This is a genomic window from Serratia sp. ASV30, from assembly GCF_016428815.1.
GTDB classification, from domain to species: Bacteria; Pseudomonadota; Gammaproteobacteria; order Enterobacterales; family Enterobacteriaceae; genus Chania; species Chania fonticola_C.
Window position 1 is genome coordinate 58839 of sequence record NZ_JAELTL010000017.1, and the last position, 17657, is coordinate 76495.

Sequence of the window (17657 nt, forward strand, 5' to 3'; positions counted from 1 at the left end):
TACGGAGCTGCGTTTAGGTACAAGAGTCATTCTGTTGCATGGTATAGGCAGGATAAAGTAGTCAATTTGTGGCAAGTACGACGCCTTGCGAATTTATGGTTGAGCGCAGTTGTTAAGATGTGGCACGTTCGGTCCCCCTCTCCCACAGGGAGAGGGAGCTGGTACGGAGCTGCGTTTAGGTACAAGAGTCATTCTGTTGCATGGAATAGGCAGGGTAAAGTAGTCAATTTGTGGCAAGTACGACGCCTTGCGAATTTATGGTTGAGCGCAGTTGTTAAAATGTGGCGCGTTCGGTCCCCTCTCCCTGTGGGAGAGGGTTAGGGTGAGGGGCGCTACACTTGGCTTAACCTATTGATCTGCTCTAAAACTACGCACCATAACCCATCATTTTCAGCAACTGCTGCGCCTGCTGCACCGCTTCCTGCCGATGTGCGACCCCCAGTTTCTGGTACAGATTACGGATATGGGTTTTGATGGTGGTGGCCGCCACGGCCAGTTCCCCGGCGATCTGATCGTTGCTGTAACCGGAGTAAATCAGGCCCAGCACCTGCCATTCACGCTGTGTCAGCGGGCTGGTGCGGATCAATTCTGGCACTTGTGGGTGAGTTAGCAGCTTATCGACGAAGTTCTCGTCAAAATGGGCGAACTTGTGCCGGTGGTGCTGGTTGATATCGCGCAGAATGCGCTGGGCGCGATGCTGTTCCATTTCCGGCAGCGTGTTGAGCTGGATCAGTTGACGCAGTTGCTGCGCCATGGCCTCTCCCTCGATCACAAAGTGGCTGATAAACCCGGTACGGTTGGCCAGCGAAAGTGATTCTATCAGCGCGCGCTGGGCATCCGCTTTGCGGTCCATCTGCCAGTAGAGTTGGTTGCTGAGCAGTAGGTTACGATTGAGATCGCTCACCAACCGCAGGCGGCGGGCATTTTCGTTCAGCTCGTCTAACACCACTTCAGCTTCTTCGTACTGCCCAAGCAGGATCTGCACGCGGGCGATATTACGCCATTGCCCCTGCATAAAGTGGTTGTTGGCCATCCCCGGTTTTTCGGTATGGCGCAGCCAATTGGCCGCTGCGGTGGTATCACCGGTCATCTGCCAGTGGATCACCCTTGGTTTATCGGCATTGGTCAGCCAGTCCCGGTGATACTGTGAGCCATGCAGCAGGACTTCGCTGCGCAGCAGGTGAGCATTGGCATTATCCAGATCGCCACGTGCCAGCGAGCATTTCGCCAACATCGCCAGGCATTGCAACTGCTGCTGCGGCTGGTAGTTAGCCAACACCTTCAACCCTTCACGTGCCGCCTCTTCGGCTTCGTCCAACCGTGACCATGACCAGAGCACCTGTGAGCGGATGCGCAGCAGGAATTCGTGCATCGGTAACTGCTCCAGATGCTGTTCACGCACCAGTTCGAAGGCCTTATCCTGCGTTTCATAGGCGGCTTGCAGGAACCCTTGCGCGATCAGAATTTCGCTCTGCTGTAACAGTGCCCACAGCGCATAGTGGTAAGCCTGATGGCGACGAGCCATCTGTTCGGTCTGCTGCATCATGGGCAGAGCCCGTGCCAGCTCTCCTTTGCAGTGGTGAACCTCACCGGTGACGGAGGTGGCCACGATGCGGCTGTAATAGCTGGATAGCGGCAGGAATTTCAGCGCCTCGGTGGCCAGGCGTTCGGCCTCTTCCGGTTTACCGGCGTTGATCGCCACCTGAGCACGCAGCGCGTCAAATTCAGCATGCAGAGTCTGGTCAATGACGATCTTTTGCTGGAGCATGGCCTGTTCGGCGCGTTCCAACTGGGTGTTCACTTCGCTGTAACGGTGCTGGCTTTGTGCCAGCCAGGCTTGCAGCAGGGCCAGTTTCGGGTTCTGGATCAGCCGTTCGTACGGCAGGGCATTCAGACACTCTTCCAGCAAGGCCAGTTCGCTGTGATGGAACAACGACCAGGCATGTTGCAACAGGATATCGCGCAGCATGCTGACATCGCTGGCCGCCAACGCATGGTGAATGGCTTCCGCTGGGTAACCGAGCGCCAACCAACCTTCCGCTGCCGCATGGTGCAGGCCTGGCAGTTCCAGCGCCAATTCCCACTGGCAACGCTGGCGCAGGAACGAGGCAAATAGCGGATGGAAACAGAACCATTCGCCGGTATCGTCCATGCGGTGAATAAACAGGCCTTGGCGTTCAAGCTCTTCCAGGCGCTGCTGGCCGTTGTCTTCCCCGGTCAGGCGAACGATCAACGCGTCGTTCATCGAACGCAGCACCGAGCAACGTAACAGAAATGCGCGGGCATCGGCATCGACGCGATCCAGCACCTCATCCACCAGATAATCGGACAGGTGGCTGGCGTTCAGCCCGGCCAGACGTTTGGCAGATTGCTGAGCGGAAGAGGTGGACTGACGGGCGGAGAGTGCGATCAGCTGCAAGGCGGTTGCCCAGCCTTCCACTTCGTCACACAGACGGCTGCTGTCATTGTGCTCCAGTGGGGAGGTAAGGCGGCAGTCAAAGAACTGTTTCGCCTCCTGGTGATTAAAAGCCAACTGGCGCGTGCTCAGCTCTAACAGCTGATCGCGTACGCGAAGATTGGCAATCCCCAGGGGAGGCAGGGTGCGGGAAAGGATCAGCAGCGTCAGATTTTCGGGCTGGTGGCGTAGGAAGAAGCGCATCGCCTCATGGATCTGGTCATTGGTGATCAGGTGGTAATCGTCGATCACCAGGTACAGCGGCAGGTGCCAGTCAGACAGCTCGATAAACAGCTGAGCAAACAGCGCCGAAAGATTAGCGTATTGGTGTTTCTGGCTTAACGCCTCGCTTTTCACGCAGTGGCCAGCGGTGGCCTGTTGCAGCGCAGCGATCAGATAGCTGGCGAAGCGCTCCGGCTGGTTGTCGCTCTCGTCCAGGGAGTACCATCCCAGATCCGATTTGCCCGCAGCCCATTGTGCCACCAGCGTGGTTTTACCGTAGCCTGCCGGGCAATTGACCAATGTCAGGCGATAGTTCGCCGCACCGGCCAGCTTCGCCAGCAGACGATCGCGTACCACGGTATTTTGCAGCCGTACCGGACGGCTCAGTTTTGATGGGATCAGCATAATATTCCAGGTGTAAAGTGCGGTTCCCGCCGCCGAAGGACTGCCCGAAGGAATTTATTTTACCGTGTTCCTGTCTCGGGACCGGGTTGAGTTAATTATTTTGTAGCTCGTAATTAATCCCCCTCTTTAACTTCGAACATCGTCAACGGTAATGCAACAAGCTTGCGCTTTGGCTTGAAGTTAAATTGCTATTGATCACACTTTTTTATGTTTGCCCCCGGTTCCGCTCTAACTGCGCTTTACATCGCGCCTGATTACCCTCAGAAATTACCCTGTTTTTCGGTTGTTAGTGGACAAGTACAAAACTTCATCAGCTATCATAACTGTGCTAACGTCCTGAGGTTTGCCGTCGATTTTATGCTCACCGGTGATATCGATGGGCTTTCTTACCGCACGCAAGGGGGCTTAAAAAGTGCCTGAGATCACAGTTTCAGCTACGCCCCAATCCTCCTCCCCAGCTAATCCCCAGGCGGGATGATGCCATTGCGGGTTCTCCCCGGCACGATAGTGAAAAAATTGGCCCATTTACTACCCAATGGAACTCAAGTTGCCGCTTGAAAGACGACGGGTACACCGGATAGAGAGTTTTACCTATGTCACAGCCTATGCTCAAAAAGGACGTTTTTCTGGCTGCACTGACTCGTCAGTGGCAGCGTTTTGGCCTCAGCTCCGCACAGCAGATGACTCAGCATCAATGGTGGGAGGCCGTAAGTGCCGCTCTCGCCGAACAGCTGGCCGCGCAGCCTGCGCCGCGTAAAAGCAGCAAGTCGTTGCGCCATGTAAACTACATCTCGATGGAATTCCTGATTGGCCGCCTGACTGCCAACAACCTGATCAACCTCGGCTGGTATGACACCGTTGAGGCGGCGTTGGCAGAGCAAGACGTCAAGTTGGCAGATTTGTTGGAGCAGGAAACCGATCCGGCGTTGGGTAACGGTGGGCTGGGGCGTTTAGCCGCTTGCTTCCTGGACTCGATGGCCACGGTGGAGCAACCGGCTACCGGCTATGGGCTGAACTATCAATACGGGCTGTTCCGTCAGTCGTTCAAAGAAGGTCATCAGCAAGAGGCACCGGATAACTGGCAGCGCGAGAGCTACCCGTGGTTCCGCCATAATGCTGCGTTGGCGGTGGATGTCGGGATTGGTGGCAAGATAGAGAAACTGGCCGATGGTCGTGAGCTGTGGCACCCGGAGTTTACCCTGCGTGGGGAAGCTTGGGATCTGCCGGTGCTGGGCTTCCGTAACGGGGTCACCCAGCCGCTACGCCTGTGGCAGGCAACGCATACTCATCCATTCGATCTGGGGGATTTCAACGACGGCAAATTCCTGCAGGCGGAAAAGCAGGGCGTAGAAGCCGCCAAGCTGACCAAGGTGCTCTATCCGAATGACAACCATCAGGCTGGCAAACGCCTGCGCCTGATGCAGCAGTATTTCCAATGTGCCTGCTCGGTGGCCGATATTCTGCGTAAACACCATCTGGCCGGGCGCAAGATTGAAGAGTTGCCGAAGTACGAAGTGATCCAACTCAACGACACCCACCCAACCATCGCCATTCCAGAGCTGCTGCGTATTTTGCTCGATGAGCATCAACTGGATTGGGATGCAGCCTGGGCGATCACCAGCAAGACCTTTGCCTATACCAACCACACCCTGATGCCGGAAGCCTTGGAGTGCTGGGATGAGAAACTGGTGCGCAGCCTGCTGCCGCGCCACTTCTCTATCATCAAGCAGATCAACGCCAACTTTAAGCGGTTGGTAGACCAACACTGGCCGGGCGATGAGGCGGTGTGGGCCAAGCTGGCAGTGCACCACAACAAGCAGGTGCGCATGGCCAACCTGTGCGTGGTCAGCGGTTTTGCGGTGAACGGTGTGGCTCAGTTGCACTCGGATCTGGTAGTCAAAGATCTGTTCCCGGAATATCACCAGCTGTGGCCGAACAAATTCCACAACGTCACCAACGGCATTACGCCGCGCCGCTGGCTCAAGCAGTGTAACCCGGCATTGTCAGGCCTGATCGATACCACCCTGAAAGTGGAGTGGGCCAACGATCTTGATGCGCTGAAGGGGTTGGAAAAATACGCCGAAGATGCCGCTTTCCGCGAGAAGTATCAGCAGATCAAGCGTGATAACAAGGTGATCCTGGCCAACTACGTGCACAGCGTAATGGGATTGACGCTCAATCCAGATGCGATCTTCGACGTGCAGATCAAACGCCTGCACGAGTACAAGCGCCAGCATCTGAATCTGCTGCACATTCTTTCGCTGTATCGCCAGTTGCGGGATAACCCGGATCTGGACATCGTGCCACGCGTATTCCTGTTTGGTGCCAAAGCTGCGCCAGGTTACTACCTGGCGAAGAACATCATCTATGCGATTAACCAGGCCGCAGAGAAGATCAATAACGATCCGATCGTCAAAGATCGCCTGAAAGTGGCCTTCATTCCTGATTACCGCGTTTCTGTCGCTGAACTGATGATCCCGGCGGCGGACATTTCCGAGCAGATCTCCACCGCCGGTAAAGAAGCGTCGGGTACCGGGAATATGAAGCTGGCGCTGAACGGCGCACTGACCGTGGGCACGCTGGACGGAGCTAACGTCGAGATCGCCGAGCAGGTCGGCGAGGACAACATCTTTATTTTCGGTAACACCGTGGAGCAGGTTAAAGCGCTGTTGGCCAAGGGTTATGATCCGCTGAGCTATCGCAAGAAAGACAAGCACCTGAAAGCAATCCTGGACGAACTGGCCAGCGGCGCATTCAGTCATGGTGACAAGCACGCTTTCGATATGATGCTGCACAGCCTGTTGGAAGGCGGCGATCCGTATCTGGTGCTGGCGGACTTTGCTTCCTACTGCGAAGCTCAACGGCAGGTAGACAAACTGTACCGTGACCGCGACGAATGGACGCGCCGCACTATCCTTAACACCGCGCGCGTAGGCATGTTCAGCTCGGATCGTTCGATCCGTGACTATCAGCAACGCATTTGGCAAGCCAAGCGTTAAGGAGTGCGAATGAGTAAAGGTATCGATCAGGTAGCAGCCCAGGCTGGGATAGCTGCCGATTACATCAATGCCCATGGCCAACGGCAGGCAATTTCGCCGGAAACCAAACGCAAGCTGTTGGCGGCGATGAACCCCACGTCGTTGCAGCCGTCAACGGCTCCCTTGCCGTTGGTTAAAGTCTTTTATCATGGCAACCCGGTGGCGCTGCCGCTGGGGGGGGAGGGCGAGTTTCAGTGGGTATTGTTGCGTGAGGACGGTAGCCAGCAAGAGGGCCGCGCCAGTGCGCATAAAACCCTAACCCTGCCGGGCAAGTTACCGCTGGGTTATCACCAGCTCACTGTGTCACAGGGGGAGCAGCAATGGGCCTGTCGGCTGATTGTCGCCCCCAAGCGTTGCTACGAGCCGGATGCATTGTTGACCGGCAAGAAGCTGTGGGGAGCCTGCGTACAGCTCTACACGCTGCGTTCCGAGCGTAACTGGGGTATTGGCGACTTTGGCGATTTACGGGCAATGGTCGGTGAGGTGGCTGAACGCGGCGGCGCCTTTATTGGGCTCAACCCGATCCACGCGCTCTATCCGGCCAGCCCGGAAAGCGCCAGCCCTTATAGCCCGTCTTCTCGCCGCTGGTTGAACGTGGTGTATATCGACGTCAACGTGGTGGAGGATTTCCAGCTCAGCCAGGCCGCGCAAAAATGGTGGCAGAAGGCTGCGACGCAGAAGCTGTTGGCCAAAGCGCGTAGTAGTGAGCTGGTGGACTACAGCACGGTAACGCAGTTGAAGCTGGCGGCGTTGAAGCTGGCTTTCCCGCACTTCCAGGCCCGTAAGCCGCAGGATGCGCTGAAGCAGGAATTTGAACGCTTTGTCGGTGAAGGGGGCAGTAGCCTGTATCAACAGGCAACGTTCGACGCGTTACATGCCCATCTCAGTGCCAAAGACAGCACTATGTGGGGATGGCCAGCCTGGCCGGAGGAGTATCGACAGGGCAACAGCCCGGCAGTGGAAACCTTCTGTAAGCAGTATGAGGATGAGGTTACCTTCTACCTGTGGCTGCAATGGTTGGCGGCCAGCCAGTTTGCCGAGTGCTTTGGCCAAAGCCAGCAGTGCCAGATGCCGATTGGCCTGTACCGCGATCTGGCGGTCGGGGTGGCAGAGGGCGGGGCGGAAACCTGGTGTGAACGCGAGCTGTATTGCATGCAAGCCTCGGTGGGTGCTCCGCCGGATATTCTTGGTCCGCTGGGGCAAAACTGGGGCCTGCCGCCGATGGATCCACATGTGATGGTCGCGCGGGGTTATCAGCCGTTTATCGATTTGCTACGCGCCAACATGACCAGCTGTGGCGCCTTGCGTATCGATCACGTGATGGCGATGCTGCGTTTATGGTGGATCCCTTATGGTGAAACGGCCGATCACGGCGCCTATGTGAAATACCCGGTTGACGATCTGCTGGCGCTGTTGGCCTTGGAGAGTCAGCGCCATCGTTGCATGGTGATTGGGGAGGATTTAGGGACCGTGCCGGTGGAGATCGTCGGCAAACTGCGTGATAGCGGCGTCTATTCCTACAAGGTACTGTACTTCGAGCACGATGCGGAGAAGCAGTTCCGTGCGCCGCAGTCTTATCCGGTGCAGGCAATGGCGACCATTACCACCCACGATCTGCCAACGCTGCGTGGCTATTGGCAAAGCGGAGACCTGACGCTCGGCAAGCGACTGGGGTTATACCCGGATGCGGAAGTGCTCAAGGAGCTGTTTGCCGATCGTGAACGGGCCAAACAGGGGCTACTGGACGGGCTGCATCGCTACGGCTGCGTACCGCAAAAGGTCGGCAAGAAAGCGTCATTGTTGAGCATGAGTCCGTTGCTGAACCGGGGTCTGCAACGCTATGTGGCAGACAGTGCCAGCGCGTTACTGGGCCTGCAACCGGAAGACTGGTTGGATATGGCGGAACCGGTGAATATTCCAGGCACCAGCGATCAGTACCCGAACTGGCGGCGTAAGCTGAGCCATACCCTGGAAGCGATGTTTGACGATGTTGAGGTCAACCGTTTATTGAAGGATTTGGATAAGCGACGCAGAAAGGTTTCGGTAGGCTAAATGCATCGGGGGCGGATTAACCGACCCCGATGGCGATAGGCAGGGCGCAGAACGGAATTGCGCCCTGATATTTATCAGTAGTAGGAGTGTTCGCCGCGCTGGTGCTCGGTGAGATCGCGCACGCCTTTCAGTTCCGGGAACTTTTGCAGCAGCTCTTTCTCGATCCCTTCTTTCAGAGTGACGTCGACCATTGAACAACCGTTGCAACCGCCGCCGAACTGCAGGATGGCCAGCGCGTCGTCGGTGATTTCCATCAGCGTCACGCGGCCACCGTGGCCAGCCAGCTGCGGGTTGATCTGCGATTGCAGCACGTATTCTACGCGCTCCATCAGTGGCGCATCGTCGTCCACTTTGCGCATTTTAGCGTTCGGCGCTTTCAGCGTCAGCTGTGAGCCGAGCTGATCGGTGACGAAGTCGATTTCGGCGTCGTCCAGATAAGGCGCGCTCAGCTCATCGACGTAAGCGGACAGCTTCTCGAACTTGAGTTCGGTATCTGTCGCTTCCACCGCGTCTGGCGGGCAATAAGAGACACCGCATTCGGCCGTCGGCGTACCCGGATTGATCACGAATACGCGGATTTGGGTGCCTTCTTCTTGGCTTGCCAACAGCTTGGCAAAGTGTTCCTGTGCAGCATCTGTTATACGGATCATAGCATTAGCTCAATAGTTGACTTCTATAGTAGGTTATAATACGCCCATTGCCGTGGTACTACAACGTGCGGCAAACGCACCAAATCTGCAACGATGCGACGCCTTGCTTCTGTAATAGTGTAGCGATTTCTGCCATGGTGCTGCCAGTAGTAACCACATCATCCAGCAGTGCCACATGCATCCCTGCCAGGTTATCATCACAACGGAAAGCACCACGCAGATTACGCCGCCGCAGGCGCGCTATCAATTGCTGTTGTGGCGCGGTTGCCCTGATGCGGCGCAATGCTGCAGGGCGATATTCGCAGCCCAACCAGCGGGCTAGTGGCTGGGCTAGCAGATCGCTTTGGTTATAGCCACGCCGCCAACAGCGTTTATCCTGCAAGGGTACCGCTAAAATCACCTCCGGTTTGTTCAGATGTTGCTCTCGGTGCGCTTGCAGCCAATGCAGCAGGATCAAACGAGCCAGAGTGGGAGCCAGTGCGGGTGTCTGCTGGAATTTGAAATTTTTCACCAGGGTGCAGATGGGCGGGCGATAATCCGAAACAAAGACCAATGCTTGCCAAGGGGGCGCCTTTTGCAGACATCGCCCGCAAGGCTGATGGGGATCGCCACTGGGCAAGCCGCAAACTGGGCAGCAACAAGGTTTGGTGGGCAACGTACGCAGGCAGTAGCTGCAGATGCCCTGTTGCATCAGCCGTAATGGTTGCCGGCATAGCCAACAGCGGCTGTGGATTGGTAGCATAGTCACCTCCCCCTTTTTAATACTCAATGAATTTCGAGTTGTGTAAAACGCAACCGCTTGAAAGGCGATGAGCAAGGACAATAACTGATGACAGAGCTGTATTGGCAAACCTTGGGTGAAGGCGATCGCGATCTTGTGTTGCTGCACGGATGGGGACTGAATGCCGAAGTCTGGGGTTGCACGTTGGAGCGATTGGCTCCGCATTTTCGCCTACACCTGGTGGACTTGCCTGGCTATGGCCGCAGCCAGGGCTATGGGGCCGTCTCATTAACGGAGATGGCGGAGATACTGCTGGCCGCCGCGCCCAAGCAGGCTTATTGGCTGGGGTGGTCACTTGGCGGGCTGGTAGCCGGGCAAATTGCCCTTATGCAGCCTGAGCGGGTAACCGGACTGATCACCGTGGCTTCTTCGCCTTGCTTTACGGCACACGATCCGTGGCCTGGGATCCGTCCAGAGGTGCTCAGTGGCTTTCAGCAGCAGCTCAGCCATGATTTCCAGCGCACCGTGGAGCGCTTCCTGGCGTTGCAAACGTTGGGCACGGAAAGCGCTCGCCAAGATGCGCGCCAGTTGAAAACCGTGGTGCTCAACCAGCCGATGCCGGGCGTTGAGGTGCTTAACGGGGGCCTGGAGATGCTACGTACGGTGGATCAACGCCAATCAATGGCGGCACTGACGATGCCGGTACTGCGTATTTATGGCTACCTTGACGGGCTGGTGCCACGCAAAGTGGCTAGCCTGCTGGACGAATTGTGGCCGAATTCCACCTCGGAGGTGATCGCCAAAGCGTCCCATGCGCCGTTTATCTCTCACCCCGAAGCATTCGCTAACATTATTAATCAATTTGTTGTAACCGAGTAATGGCGCGGTCTGGCGGCGATATCTCATTGATTACAGATTATAAAAGCACAAAACGGCGGTAAATTATTAACCAATAAGTGGATAAAAACTAAACCTGTTCGATACTTGAAGGGGTAAATGCGTGGCTACAAGGTGAATATGGGCTTATCAATTTTCACCTTGGCGATTTGTTTCTGGGCAGAGAGAGCTTCGTCAGGGAAAGCAACGAAGCTGTTAGACGTCGCAGTAGCCAAGCTCGATGACGCATTTCTTGTTAGTCGCTTTCATAAAAACTAGTTTATCCATTGAGAGGTATTATCATGAAATCATTGAAGATGATCGTTGCGGCGTTGATTGTAGGTTCAGTGTCTTTCGGTTCGATGGCTGCAACTTTGCTGACCAAGGAAGACCTGGCTAAGGATCCGAGCAAGTACGAGAAAATTGGTACTGTGACGTCGACCGCTCAGGCGACAGACCCAATGGACTTGAAAGAAGAGCTGTCCAAGCTGGCCGATGAGAAAGGGGGCCAATACTATGTCGTGCTGGCGGCTCGCGAACACGGTAAGTTCAGTGCAGTAGCTGAAGTGTATAAAGACAAGAAATAATCCTCAAACGAGGGGCGCAGGTAACTATCGCGCCCCTGTATTCACTCCTTCAAACGATAAATCACCGTTTGACAAGCCAACCCTTCTGGACAACTTTTGCAGCCGCCACTCAGGCATTCGCTGCTATCGAGTTCAATACGTTCAACTTTCCCCATTGCGGTCAAACGTTGCAGCATTGCCTCAACCAATGGCAAGGGCGTTGCCAGTTGCTGACTCAGCTGTTGCGCCTGAGCGCTGCCCCGTAGGGCAAGCGCATCACGGATTTGCAGCAGGCTCGCCATCAGTGGCAGTCACCCGAACTTTGACAACAGGACGCCGTGGTGGCGCTACGCAAACGGATCGTTACGCGGCTACGTGCCTTGCGCAAGCCCAAGAGCACCAGCGCATTGAACAGTAGCACGATCAGGATCGCCGTAGCGCTGTATTGTGGATGTTGGCTGAAGGTCGCTGCCTGATAGAACAGCGTTGCCAGCGAATAGGCCACGTTCAGCCCCCACAGGATGGAGAAGGTCATCCAACCCCGGCTGGATTCACGTGCAATGGCTCCCATCACTGAGACGCAGGGAACGTACAGCAACACGAAAATCAGATAGCTGTAAGCAGAGATTGAGGTGCCAAATTTGCTACTCATGACGCCCATTGAGCCCACGCCCATCTCACCATCGCCCTTGCTGGCTTCGATAGGGTTGGAGAGTACGCTCAGGCTGAAGGTGTGTTTCAGACCCTGCCAGGTTTCATTGACGGCGGCACCGAGTTCATCAAGCAGATTGAAGTTGGCGGCATCAAAGTGCTCATTGGTGATGTTCTCTGCGGTGTACAGCGTGTTGAGCGTCCCGACCACCACTTCTTTGGCCATCGCCCCTGTCACCAGCCCGACGGTCGCCTGCCAGTTATCACTGTGTACGCCCATGGGTTGCAACAGCGGAGTCAGCACCTTGGAGACTGAGGCCAGCGCTGAATCATTGATGCTGTCTACCGGCTGGCCGCTGAACGAGAAGCTGTTCAAGCCGCCAATAAAGATGCTGGCAATGACGATCACTTTCCCGGCGCGCAGCACGAAGCCTTTCAGGCGCTGCCAGGTTTGCAGTAGCAGGCTTTTCAGATGTGGCACGTGATAAACCGGCAGCTCCATCACGAACGGCGATGCTTCGCCGCGCATAATGGTGTATTTCAGCACCAGGCCGGTGAGGATAGCCACCACGATGCCTAGCATATACAGTGAGAACACCACGCCCGCGCCATCCTTGCCGAAGAAGGCCGCGGCGAATACGGCAAAAATTGCCAAACGTGCGCCGCAGGACATAAAAGGGGCCATCATGATGGTGATCAGGCGTTCGCGTGGGGCATCCAAGGTGCGTGCGCCCATAATGGACGGCACATTACAGCCAAAGCCGACGATCAGCGGCACAAAGGATTTACCCGGCAAGCCGAGCGCCTGCATCAGGCGGTCCATCACAAAAGCCGCTCGCGCCATATAGCCGGAGTCTTCCAGGAATGACAGAAACAGATACATCATGCCGATCTGGGGAACCAGCGGCAGCACGGTATTGATACCGCCGCCCACGCCCTGCGCCAGAAAAACGGTCAGCCACTGCGGGAAATGCAGGGTATAACCGACCCACTGGATGCCCTGAATAAAGATGGCCGCCGAACCGAGATCGAAGATCGGTTGCAGTGCGCCGCCGATGTTGATCGCCAATACGAACATGATGTACATCACCAGCAGGAAGATGGGCACCCCCAGCCAGCGGTTGAGGATCACCCGATCCAGCACTTCCGTCAGGCGGTTTGGCAACGCCAGCTTGGAGTTACTGGCCGCATCGCAGATAGTGGCGATCGACTGGTAGCGGGCATCAGCAATCACCAGCGCGGGATCTTCCTGCTGCTGTTGTTGCAACGCTAACCTGGAATGTGCCAGCAGCTCGGTGGCTTTCCCGGCTAACTGATGGCTATAGATGTCGCCCTCCAGCATTTGCAGGGCCAACCAGCGCCGCTGTTCGGTGGGCAACTGTTGAGGCATGGCCTCTGTCAGCGTAGCGATTTCGTCCAGCAGCAACGGCGGATAGGTCACCAGCGCTTTTAACTGGTTGAAACGGTGATTGTCGATGGTCTGTTTCAGCAGCCCAATGCCGTCGGCCTTGGTAGAAACCATGGATACCACCGGGCAGCCAAGGCGCTCGGCCAAGGCGACGACATCGATCTCAATATTCTGGCTTTTGGCAATATCCTGCATGTTCAACGCCACGATGCACGGAATACCCAGCTCCAGCAGTTGCAGCGTCAGGTAGAGGTTGCGCTCCAGGTTGGAGGCATCGACCACGTTGATCAGCATATCCGCATCGCCGCCCAGGATGTAGTGACAGGCGATCTGCTCATCCAGCGAGGTTTGTTCGGAGATGGTGGTGAGCGAGTAGGTGCCTGGTAAATCCACCAGCGTGACCTGCGACTGCGGCGTCGTAAACTGGCCCTCTTTACGTTCAACTGTCACCCCAGCCCAGTTACCGACCCGCTGGCGTGCTCCGGTGAGCTGGTTGAACAGCGTCGTTTTGCCCGAGTTCGGGTTACCGATTAAGCCAATAGTGATTTTTTTCATAAACCAACGTGATATCAGTGAATTAAGTATCGGCCGTGTTTGCACACGGCAACTGCCTGAGGCGGGGACAGCGCGTTACGCTTGGCTATCTAGCAGGATCAGGTCTAAATCTTTTTTCCGCAGTACCAGGCTAACGCGGCGAGTCTTTATTTCTATTGGATCGCCAAACGGTGCCACGCGTACCACGTCAAACTGCGAGCCGGGCAGCATGCCAAGCGACAGTAATTTTTGGCGGTAGGCCGGGCTGATCTCGTTGGCGAAGCCGGTGATTTTATAGGTATGTTTAGGAAGCAGCTGCATATCGCCTTCTCAATGAGTTGGGAATTCCTATGGGAATGCCACCTTCAGAACATTTGCTGCCCAGACTACCTGTGAAAAGGTGTATGGGGCCAGGAGCGCCGAGCCAAAAACAGCGCACTGAATACACAGAATCATAGTGATAACAATTATCGTATTCAATACGGAATTTATGGGCAATTGTAAATGCTGTCATATCTGCAATGTACGCCTTGCCAGCCCTAGTTTTAGCACTAAGCCCAACGTACTGCAAATGAGCGCAAAAGGTTAATTAAGTTGCAAATTTGTGCATTTTCTTGCGGTAATGAAACAGTTGTAGCCCTTTTGGTGCGGCTGAAAGTTTCATGGGGCAGATCTGGCAACATCGCTTGCTGTAAATGAGAGGGGTAAGTATTTGTGTTTACGGCACAATCGACGGTCTGAAACGGCGGTGTTAATGAGGGTGTTAACAGCGGGGTATTTTTACCGGAGTGGGAGATGAAGGCGATGATGCGAAACAGGACGACAAAAAAATCGCCATTTTATTGCGGCAGGTCAAAATTGTCGGGGGGGCGCTAGAAGGACAATTGGCAAAAATGCCTTCATTTCTGCCATCACTCACCAATAAACGTCACTGGCACAGCCGTCGTCAACCAGACCCCATTATCAGCCTGATAAAATTTAAAGCCATTTTGGTACATTGCCAGGGCATCAATGGTTAACACAACAGGCTTGCCATGCCGTTGGCCAACGGCGGTGGCTGTAGTGATATCAGCGGATAGATGCACATACTGACGGGAGCCTGCGAGCAATCCGTCTTGATGAATTGAAGCGATAAAACGTGTTGCCGTGCCATGGTAAAGGTACTGTGGCGGGGTCTGTTCCTGATAGCGGATATCAACCTGTTTTGAGGAGTGCCCTTGTACAGCGCGGATATAACCACCATCATCAGAAATAGAGAAGCGCTTCTTGTCACTGTTCTCTACAACCGATCTGATTAGAGGCCGGTCAAGTATCCTACCCTTTTTAGCTGCACAGGCGATAAGCGAGTCTAGATTCGCCCATCCTTCACTGTTCAGCGTTAAACCGATAGATTCTGGTTGGTGGCGTAATACATAGCTTAAAAACTTGCTTACGTCTTGATTTTGATAACTCATTTCACATTCCTTGTCGTTAGTATCCGTATATTACTGGGTAATCTATGGCTGGTGTAAATGAAGAGAGCAATTTTGCTGGCGCTATGTAAGGTGGGATGTCATCCCCGAGCTAGTGGATTGATGACTAACTTACCTACGAACTCCAGAAGTCCATAGTTGAATACATGTATCTCATCGACCGTAATAAATCCGCGCTGTCTCTTGATCGCAGAACCGATCAAGAGACAGCCGAAGGAGGGGATAAGGGTTTATCCCCTCAGCTCATTATTTCTTGCCAAATGCGGCGGCCAGCGCGTCACCCATAGCGCTGTTACCTGCCGGGGTGCTGTTGCGTGGTTTAGGCTTATTAGCCGCAGGGCGTGAGTTTTTATCGCGAGCTGGAGCGCTATTATTGCCCCCGCCACGGCGTGGTGAACCTTCACCCGGTTGCTCATCAAGGCGCATGCTAAGCGCGATACGCTTACGCTGCAGATCCACCTCCATCACCTTCACCTTGACGATATCGCCGGCTTTCACCACGGTATGCGGATCTTCAACGAACTTGTCCGCCAATGACGAGATGTGCACCAGGCCGTCCTGATGGACGCCAATATCAACAAAGGCACCAAAGTTGGTGACGTTGGTGACCGAGCCTTCCAGGATCATGCCTACCTGCAGGTCGTTGAGGGTTTCCACCCCTTCGGCGAAGGTAGCTGTTTTGAATTCCGGGCGTGGGTCGCGGCCCGGTTTTTCCAGCTCTTTCAGGATGTCGGTGACCGTTGGTACGCCGAATTTCTCATCGGTAAAGTCGCTGGCTTTTAAGCTGCGTACCGCGCTCGGGTTGCCCATCAAATCTTGCAGAGCCTGGCGGGTTGCGGCCAGAATGCGTTCTACCACCGGGTAGGTTTCCGGGTGAACGGTTGACGCATCCAGCGGATTATCGCCGTGGTTGATGCGCAGGAAGCCCGCACACTGCTCGAAGGCTTTTGGCCCCAAACGGCTTACTTTCAGCAACTGTTCACGGTTGCTGAAGCGGCCATTCTCATCACGCCAGGTGACGATATTCTGCGCCATCATACGCGTCAGGCCAGCTACACGGGTCAAGAGCGGTACGGAGGCGGTGTTCAGGTCAACGCCAACGGCGTTCACACAGTCTTCCACCACCGAGTCCAGCTTCTTGGCTAACTGGCTTTGGCTGACGTCGTGCTGGTATTGGCCTACGCCGATAGATTTCGGATCGATCTTCACCAGCTCGGCCAGCGGATCCTGCAGACGGCGGGCGATGGAAACCGCACCGCGCAGCGAGACGTCGAGGTTTGGGAACTCCAACGCGGCCAGCTCGGAAGCGGAATACACCGAAGCTCCGGCCTCGCTGACGATCACTTTCTGGGCTTTTACTTCTGGGAACTGCTGTTGCAGCTCGGCAAAGAAACGCTCGGTCTCGCGGGACGCGGTACCGTTACCGATGGCAACCAGCTCAACCTTGTGTTTGATACATAGCGCGGCAACGACCGCAGCGGCTTTGGCTGCCTGCCCGGTGTGCGGATAGACGGTATCGGTGGCAACCAGCTTGCCGGTGGCATCCACCACCGCCACTTTAACGCCGGTGCGCAGGCCAGGATCCAGGCCCATGGTAGCGCGCATACCAGCCGGGGCGGCCATCAGCAGATCGTGCATGTTGCGGGCGAAAACGTTGATCGCTTCGTCTTCCGCGCGCTCACGCAGGGTGCTCATCAGCTCGGTTTCCAGATGCAGCAACACCTTGATGCGCCACGTCCAGTTAACCACGGATCTACGCCAGGCATCTGCCGGCGCATTGTTCAGGCGCAGGTTGAGATGGTTGGTGATAATCAGCTCGCCCTGGCTTTCACGCGGGGTTTCTTCAAATTGCGGATCGGCGTTCAGCGCCAGTTGCAGCACGCCTTCATTGCGGCCACGGAACATTGCCAGTGCACGGTGCGAAGGCACTTGTGCAATCGGTTCGTGATGATCGAAGTAGTCGCGGAATTTCGCGCCTTCCTCTTCTTTACCTTCGACAACCTTGGACACCAGATGGGCGTTTTTCCACAGGTAGTCACGCACCTTGGCCAGCAGGGTCGCGTCTTCGGCAAAGCGTTCCATCAGGATGTAGCGTGCGCCGTCCAGCGCCGCTTTGACGTCTGCCACGCCCTTCTCGGCATCGACAAACCCTTCTGCCAGCTGTTCTGGCTGCTGTTGCGGATCTTGCCACAGGGAGTCTGCCAGCGGCTCCAGACCGGCTTCAATAGCGATCTGCCCACGGGTGCGGCGTTTCGGTTTGTAGGGCAGGTAAAGGTCTTCGAGTTCGGTTTTGCTTTGCGTGGCGTTGATTGCCCCCGCCAGCTGTTCGGTCAGTTTACCCTGATCTTCAATGGACTTGAGGATGGTTTGGCGGCGATCTTCCAGTTCACGCAGATAGCCCAGACGAGTCTCCAACTGACGCAGTTGGGTATCATCCAGGCCCCCGGTGACTTCCTTACGATAGCGTGCGATAAACGGCACGGTATTACCTTCATCCAGCAGACGGATGGCGGAGTCAACTTGCTCCGGGCGGGCCTGCAGTTCGGTTGCAATAATGCGGCTCAGTGGATCAGTCATAAGTCAGGTATCTGTTAGCAGCGATAATCG

Annotated in this window: 12 protein-coding genes; 4 read left to right on the top strand and 8 right to left on the bottom strand. The window is 55.6% G+C overall.

All coding sequences use genetic code 11. From position 1 onward, the window contains the following. Positions 1–367: 367 nt before the first annotated feature. Entirely contained in the window at positions 368–3082 is a 2715-nt protein-coding gene (gene malT, locus JHD74_RS10160) for an HTH-type transcriptional regulator MalT (RefSeq protein WP_024527593.1), read from the bottom strand. A gap of 593 nt (positions 3083–3675) precedes the next feature. Between malT and malP the strand changes: the two genes are divergently transcribed. Together malP and malQ are read left to right on the top strand one after the other, a co-directional pair. Beyond that, complete coding sequence (gene malP / locus JHD74_RS10165) at positions 3676–6081, top strand: maltodextrin phosphorylase (RefSeq protein ID WP_199062652.1); 2406 nt, start codon at positions 3676–3678, stop codon at positions 6079–6081. Positions 6082–6090: 9 nt separating this feature from the next. Next, positions 6091–8172 carry a 4-alpha-glucanotransferase gene (malQ, locus tag JHD74_RS10170; protein ID WP_199062654.1) on the top strand — a complete coding sequence of 694 codons (2082 nt, stop codon included), beginning with the start codon at positions 6091–6093 and terminating at the stop codon, positions 8170–8172. Between the two features lie 74 nt (positions 8173–8246). Here the strand turns inward: malQ and nfuA are convergent, their stop codons facing one another. Both nfuA and gntX read right to left on the bottom strand, forming a co-directional pair. Continuing rightward, positions 8247–8822 carry a Fe-S biogenesis protein NfuA gene (nfuA, locus tag JHD74_RS10175; RefSeq protein WP_065684007.1) on the bottom strand — a complete coding sequence of 192 codons (576 nt, stop codon included), beginning with the start codon at positions 8820–8822 and terminating at the stop codon, positions 8247–8249. A 58-nt stretch (positions 8823–8880) separates the two neighbouring features. Beyond that, positions 8881–9564, bottom strand: coding sequence for a DNA utilization protein GntX (gntX, locus tag JHD74_RS10180; protein WP_199062656.1), 684 nt, complete (start codon positions 9562–9564; stop codon positions 8881–8883). 87 nt (positions 9565–9651) lie between these two features. Here gntX and bioH point away from each other — a divergent pair, with 87 nt between their 5' ends. Together bioH and JHD74_RS10190 are read left to right on the top strand one after the other, a co-directional pair. Continuing rightward, positions 9652–10422, top strand: coding sequence for a pimeloyl-ACP methyl ester esterase BioH (gene bioH, locus JHD74_RS10185; RefSeq protein ID WP_024527588.1), 771 nt, complete (start codon positions 9652–9654; stop codon positions 10420–10422). 299 nt (positions 10423–10721) lie between these two features. Further along, entirely contained in the window at positions 10722–11006 is a 285-nt protein-coding gene (locus JHD74_RS10190; RefSeq protein WP_024527587.1) for a YdgH/BhsA/McbA-like domain containing protein, read from the top strand. Between the two features lie 41 nt (positions 11007–11047). Here JHD74_RS10190 and JHD74_RS10195 read toward each other — a convergent pair whose 3' ends face one another. The 5 genes from JHD74_RS10195 to JHD74_RS10215 form a co-directional block, all read right to left on the bottom strand. Continuing rightward, complete coding sequence (locus JHD74_RS10195) at positions 11048–11287, bottom strand: FeoC-like transcriptional regulator (protein ID WP_024527586.1); 240 nt, start codon at positions 11285–11287, stop codon at positions 11048–11050. After that, positions 11287–13599, bottom strand: a complete 2313-nt coding sequence (gene feoB, locus JHD74_RS10200) for a Fe(2+) transporter permease subunit FeoB (protein WP_199062658.1) — start codon at positions 13597–13599, stop codon at positions 11287–11289. Before feoB ends, JHD74_RS10195 begins: the two co-directional genes overlap by 1 nt. 75 nt (positions 13600–13674) lie before the next feature. Then, positions 13675–13899, bottom strand: coding sequence for a ferrous iron transporter A (gene feoA, locus JHD74_RS10205; protein WP_199062660.1), 225 nt, complete (start codon positions 13897–13899; stop codon positions 13675–13677). Positions 13900–14489: 590 nt separating this feature from the next. Further along, on the bottom strand, positions 14490–15032 hold the full coding sequence (locus JHD74_RS10210; protein ID WP_199062662.1) for an RNA 2'-phosphotransferase: 543 nt from the start codon (positions 15030–15032) through the stop codon (positions 14490–14492). A 264-nt stretch (positions 15033–15296) separates the two neighbouring features. Beyond that, complete coding sequence (locus JHD74_RS10215; protein ID WP_199062664.1) at positions 15297–17627, bottom strand: Tex family protein; 2331 nt, start codon at positions 17625–17627, stop codon at positions 15297–15299. Between the last annotated feature and the right edge of the window lie 30 nt (positions 17628–17657).

Bases quoted from the DNA above. Each gene is read 5' to 3' on its own strand.
- malT (WP_024527593.1), bottom strand. From the start codon at position 3,082: ATGCTGATCCCATCAAAACTGAGCCGTCCGGTACGGCTGCAAAATACC.
- malP (WP_199062652.1), top strand. From the start codon at position 3,676: ATGTCACAGCCTATGCTCAAAAAGGACGTTTTTCTGGCTGCACTGACT.
- malQ (WP_199062654.1), top strand. From the start codon at position 6,091: ATGAGTAAAGGTATCGATCAGGTAGCAGCCCAGGCTGGGATAGCTGCC.
- nfuA (WP_065684007.1), bottom strand. From the start codon at position 8,822: ATGATCCGTATAACAGATGCTGCACAGGAACACTTTGCCAAGCTGTTG.
- gntX (WP_199062656.1), bottom strand. From the start codon at position 9,564: ATGCTACCAATCCACAGCCGCTGTTGGCTATGCCGGCAACCATTACGG.
- bioH (WP_024527588.1), top strand. From the start codon at position 9,652: ATGACAGAGCTGTATTGGCAAACCTTGGGTGAAGGCGATCGCGATCTT.
- JHD74_RS10190 (WP_024527587.1), top strand. From the start codon at position 10,722: ATGAAATCATTGAAGATGATCGTTGCGGCGTTGATTGTAGGTTCAGTG.
- JHD74_RS10195 (WP_024527586.1), bottom strand. From the start codon at position 11,287: ATGGCGAGCCTGCTGCAAATCCGTGATGCGCTTGCCCTACGGGGCAGC.
- feoB (WP_199062658.1), bottom strand. From the start codon at position 13,599: ATGAAAAAAATCACTATTGGCTTAATCGGTAACCCGAACTCGGGCAAA.
- feoA (WP_199062660.1), bottom strand. From the start codon at position 13,899: ATGCAGCTGCTTCCTAAACATACCTATAAAATCACCGGCTTCGCCAAC.
- JHD74_RS10210 (WP_199062662.1), bottom strand. From the start codon at position 15,032: ATGAGTTATCAAAATCAAGACGTAAGCAAGTTTTTAAGCTATGTATTA.
- JHD74_RS10215 (WP_199062664.1), bottom strand. From the start codon at position 17,627: ATGACTGATCCACTGAGCCGCATTATTGCAACCGAACTGCAGGCCCGC.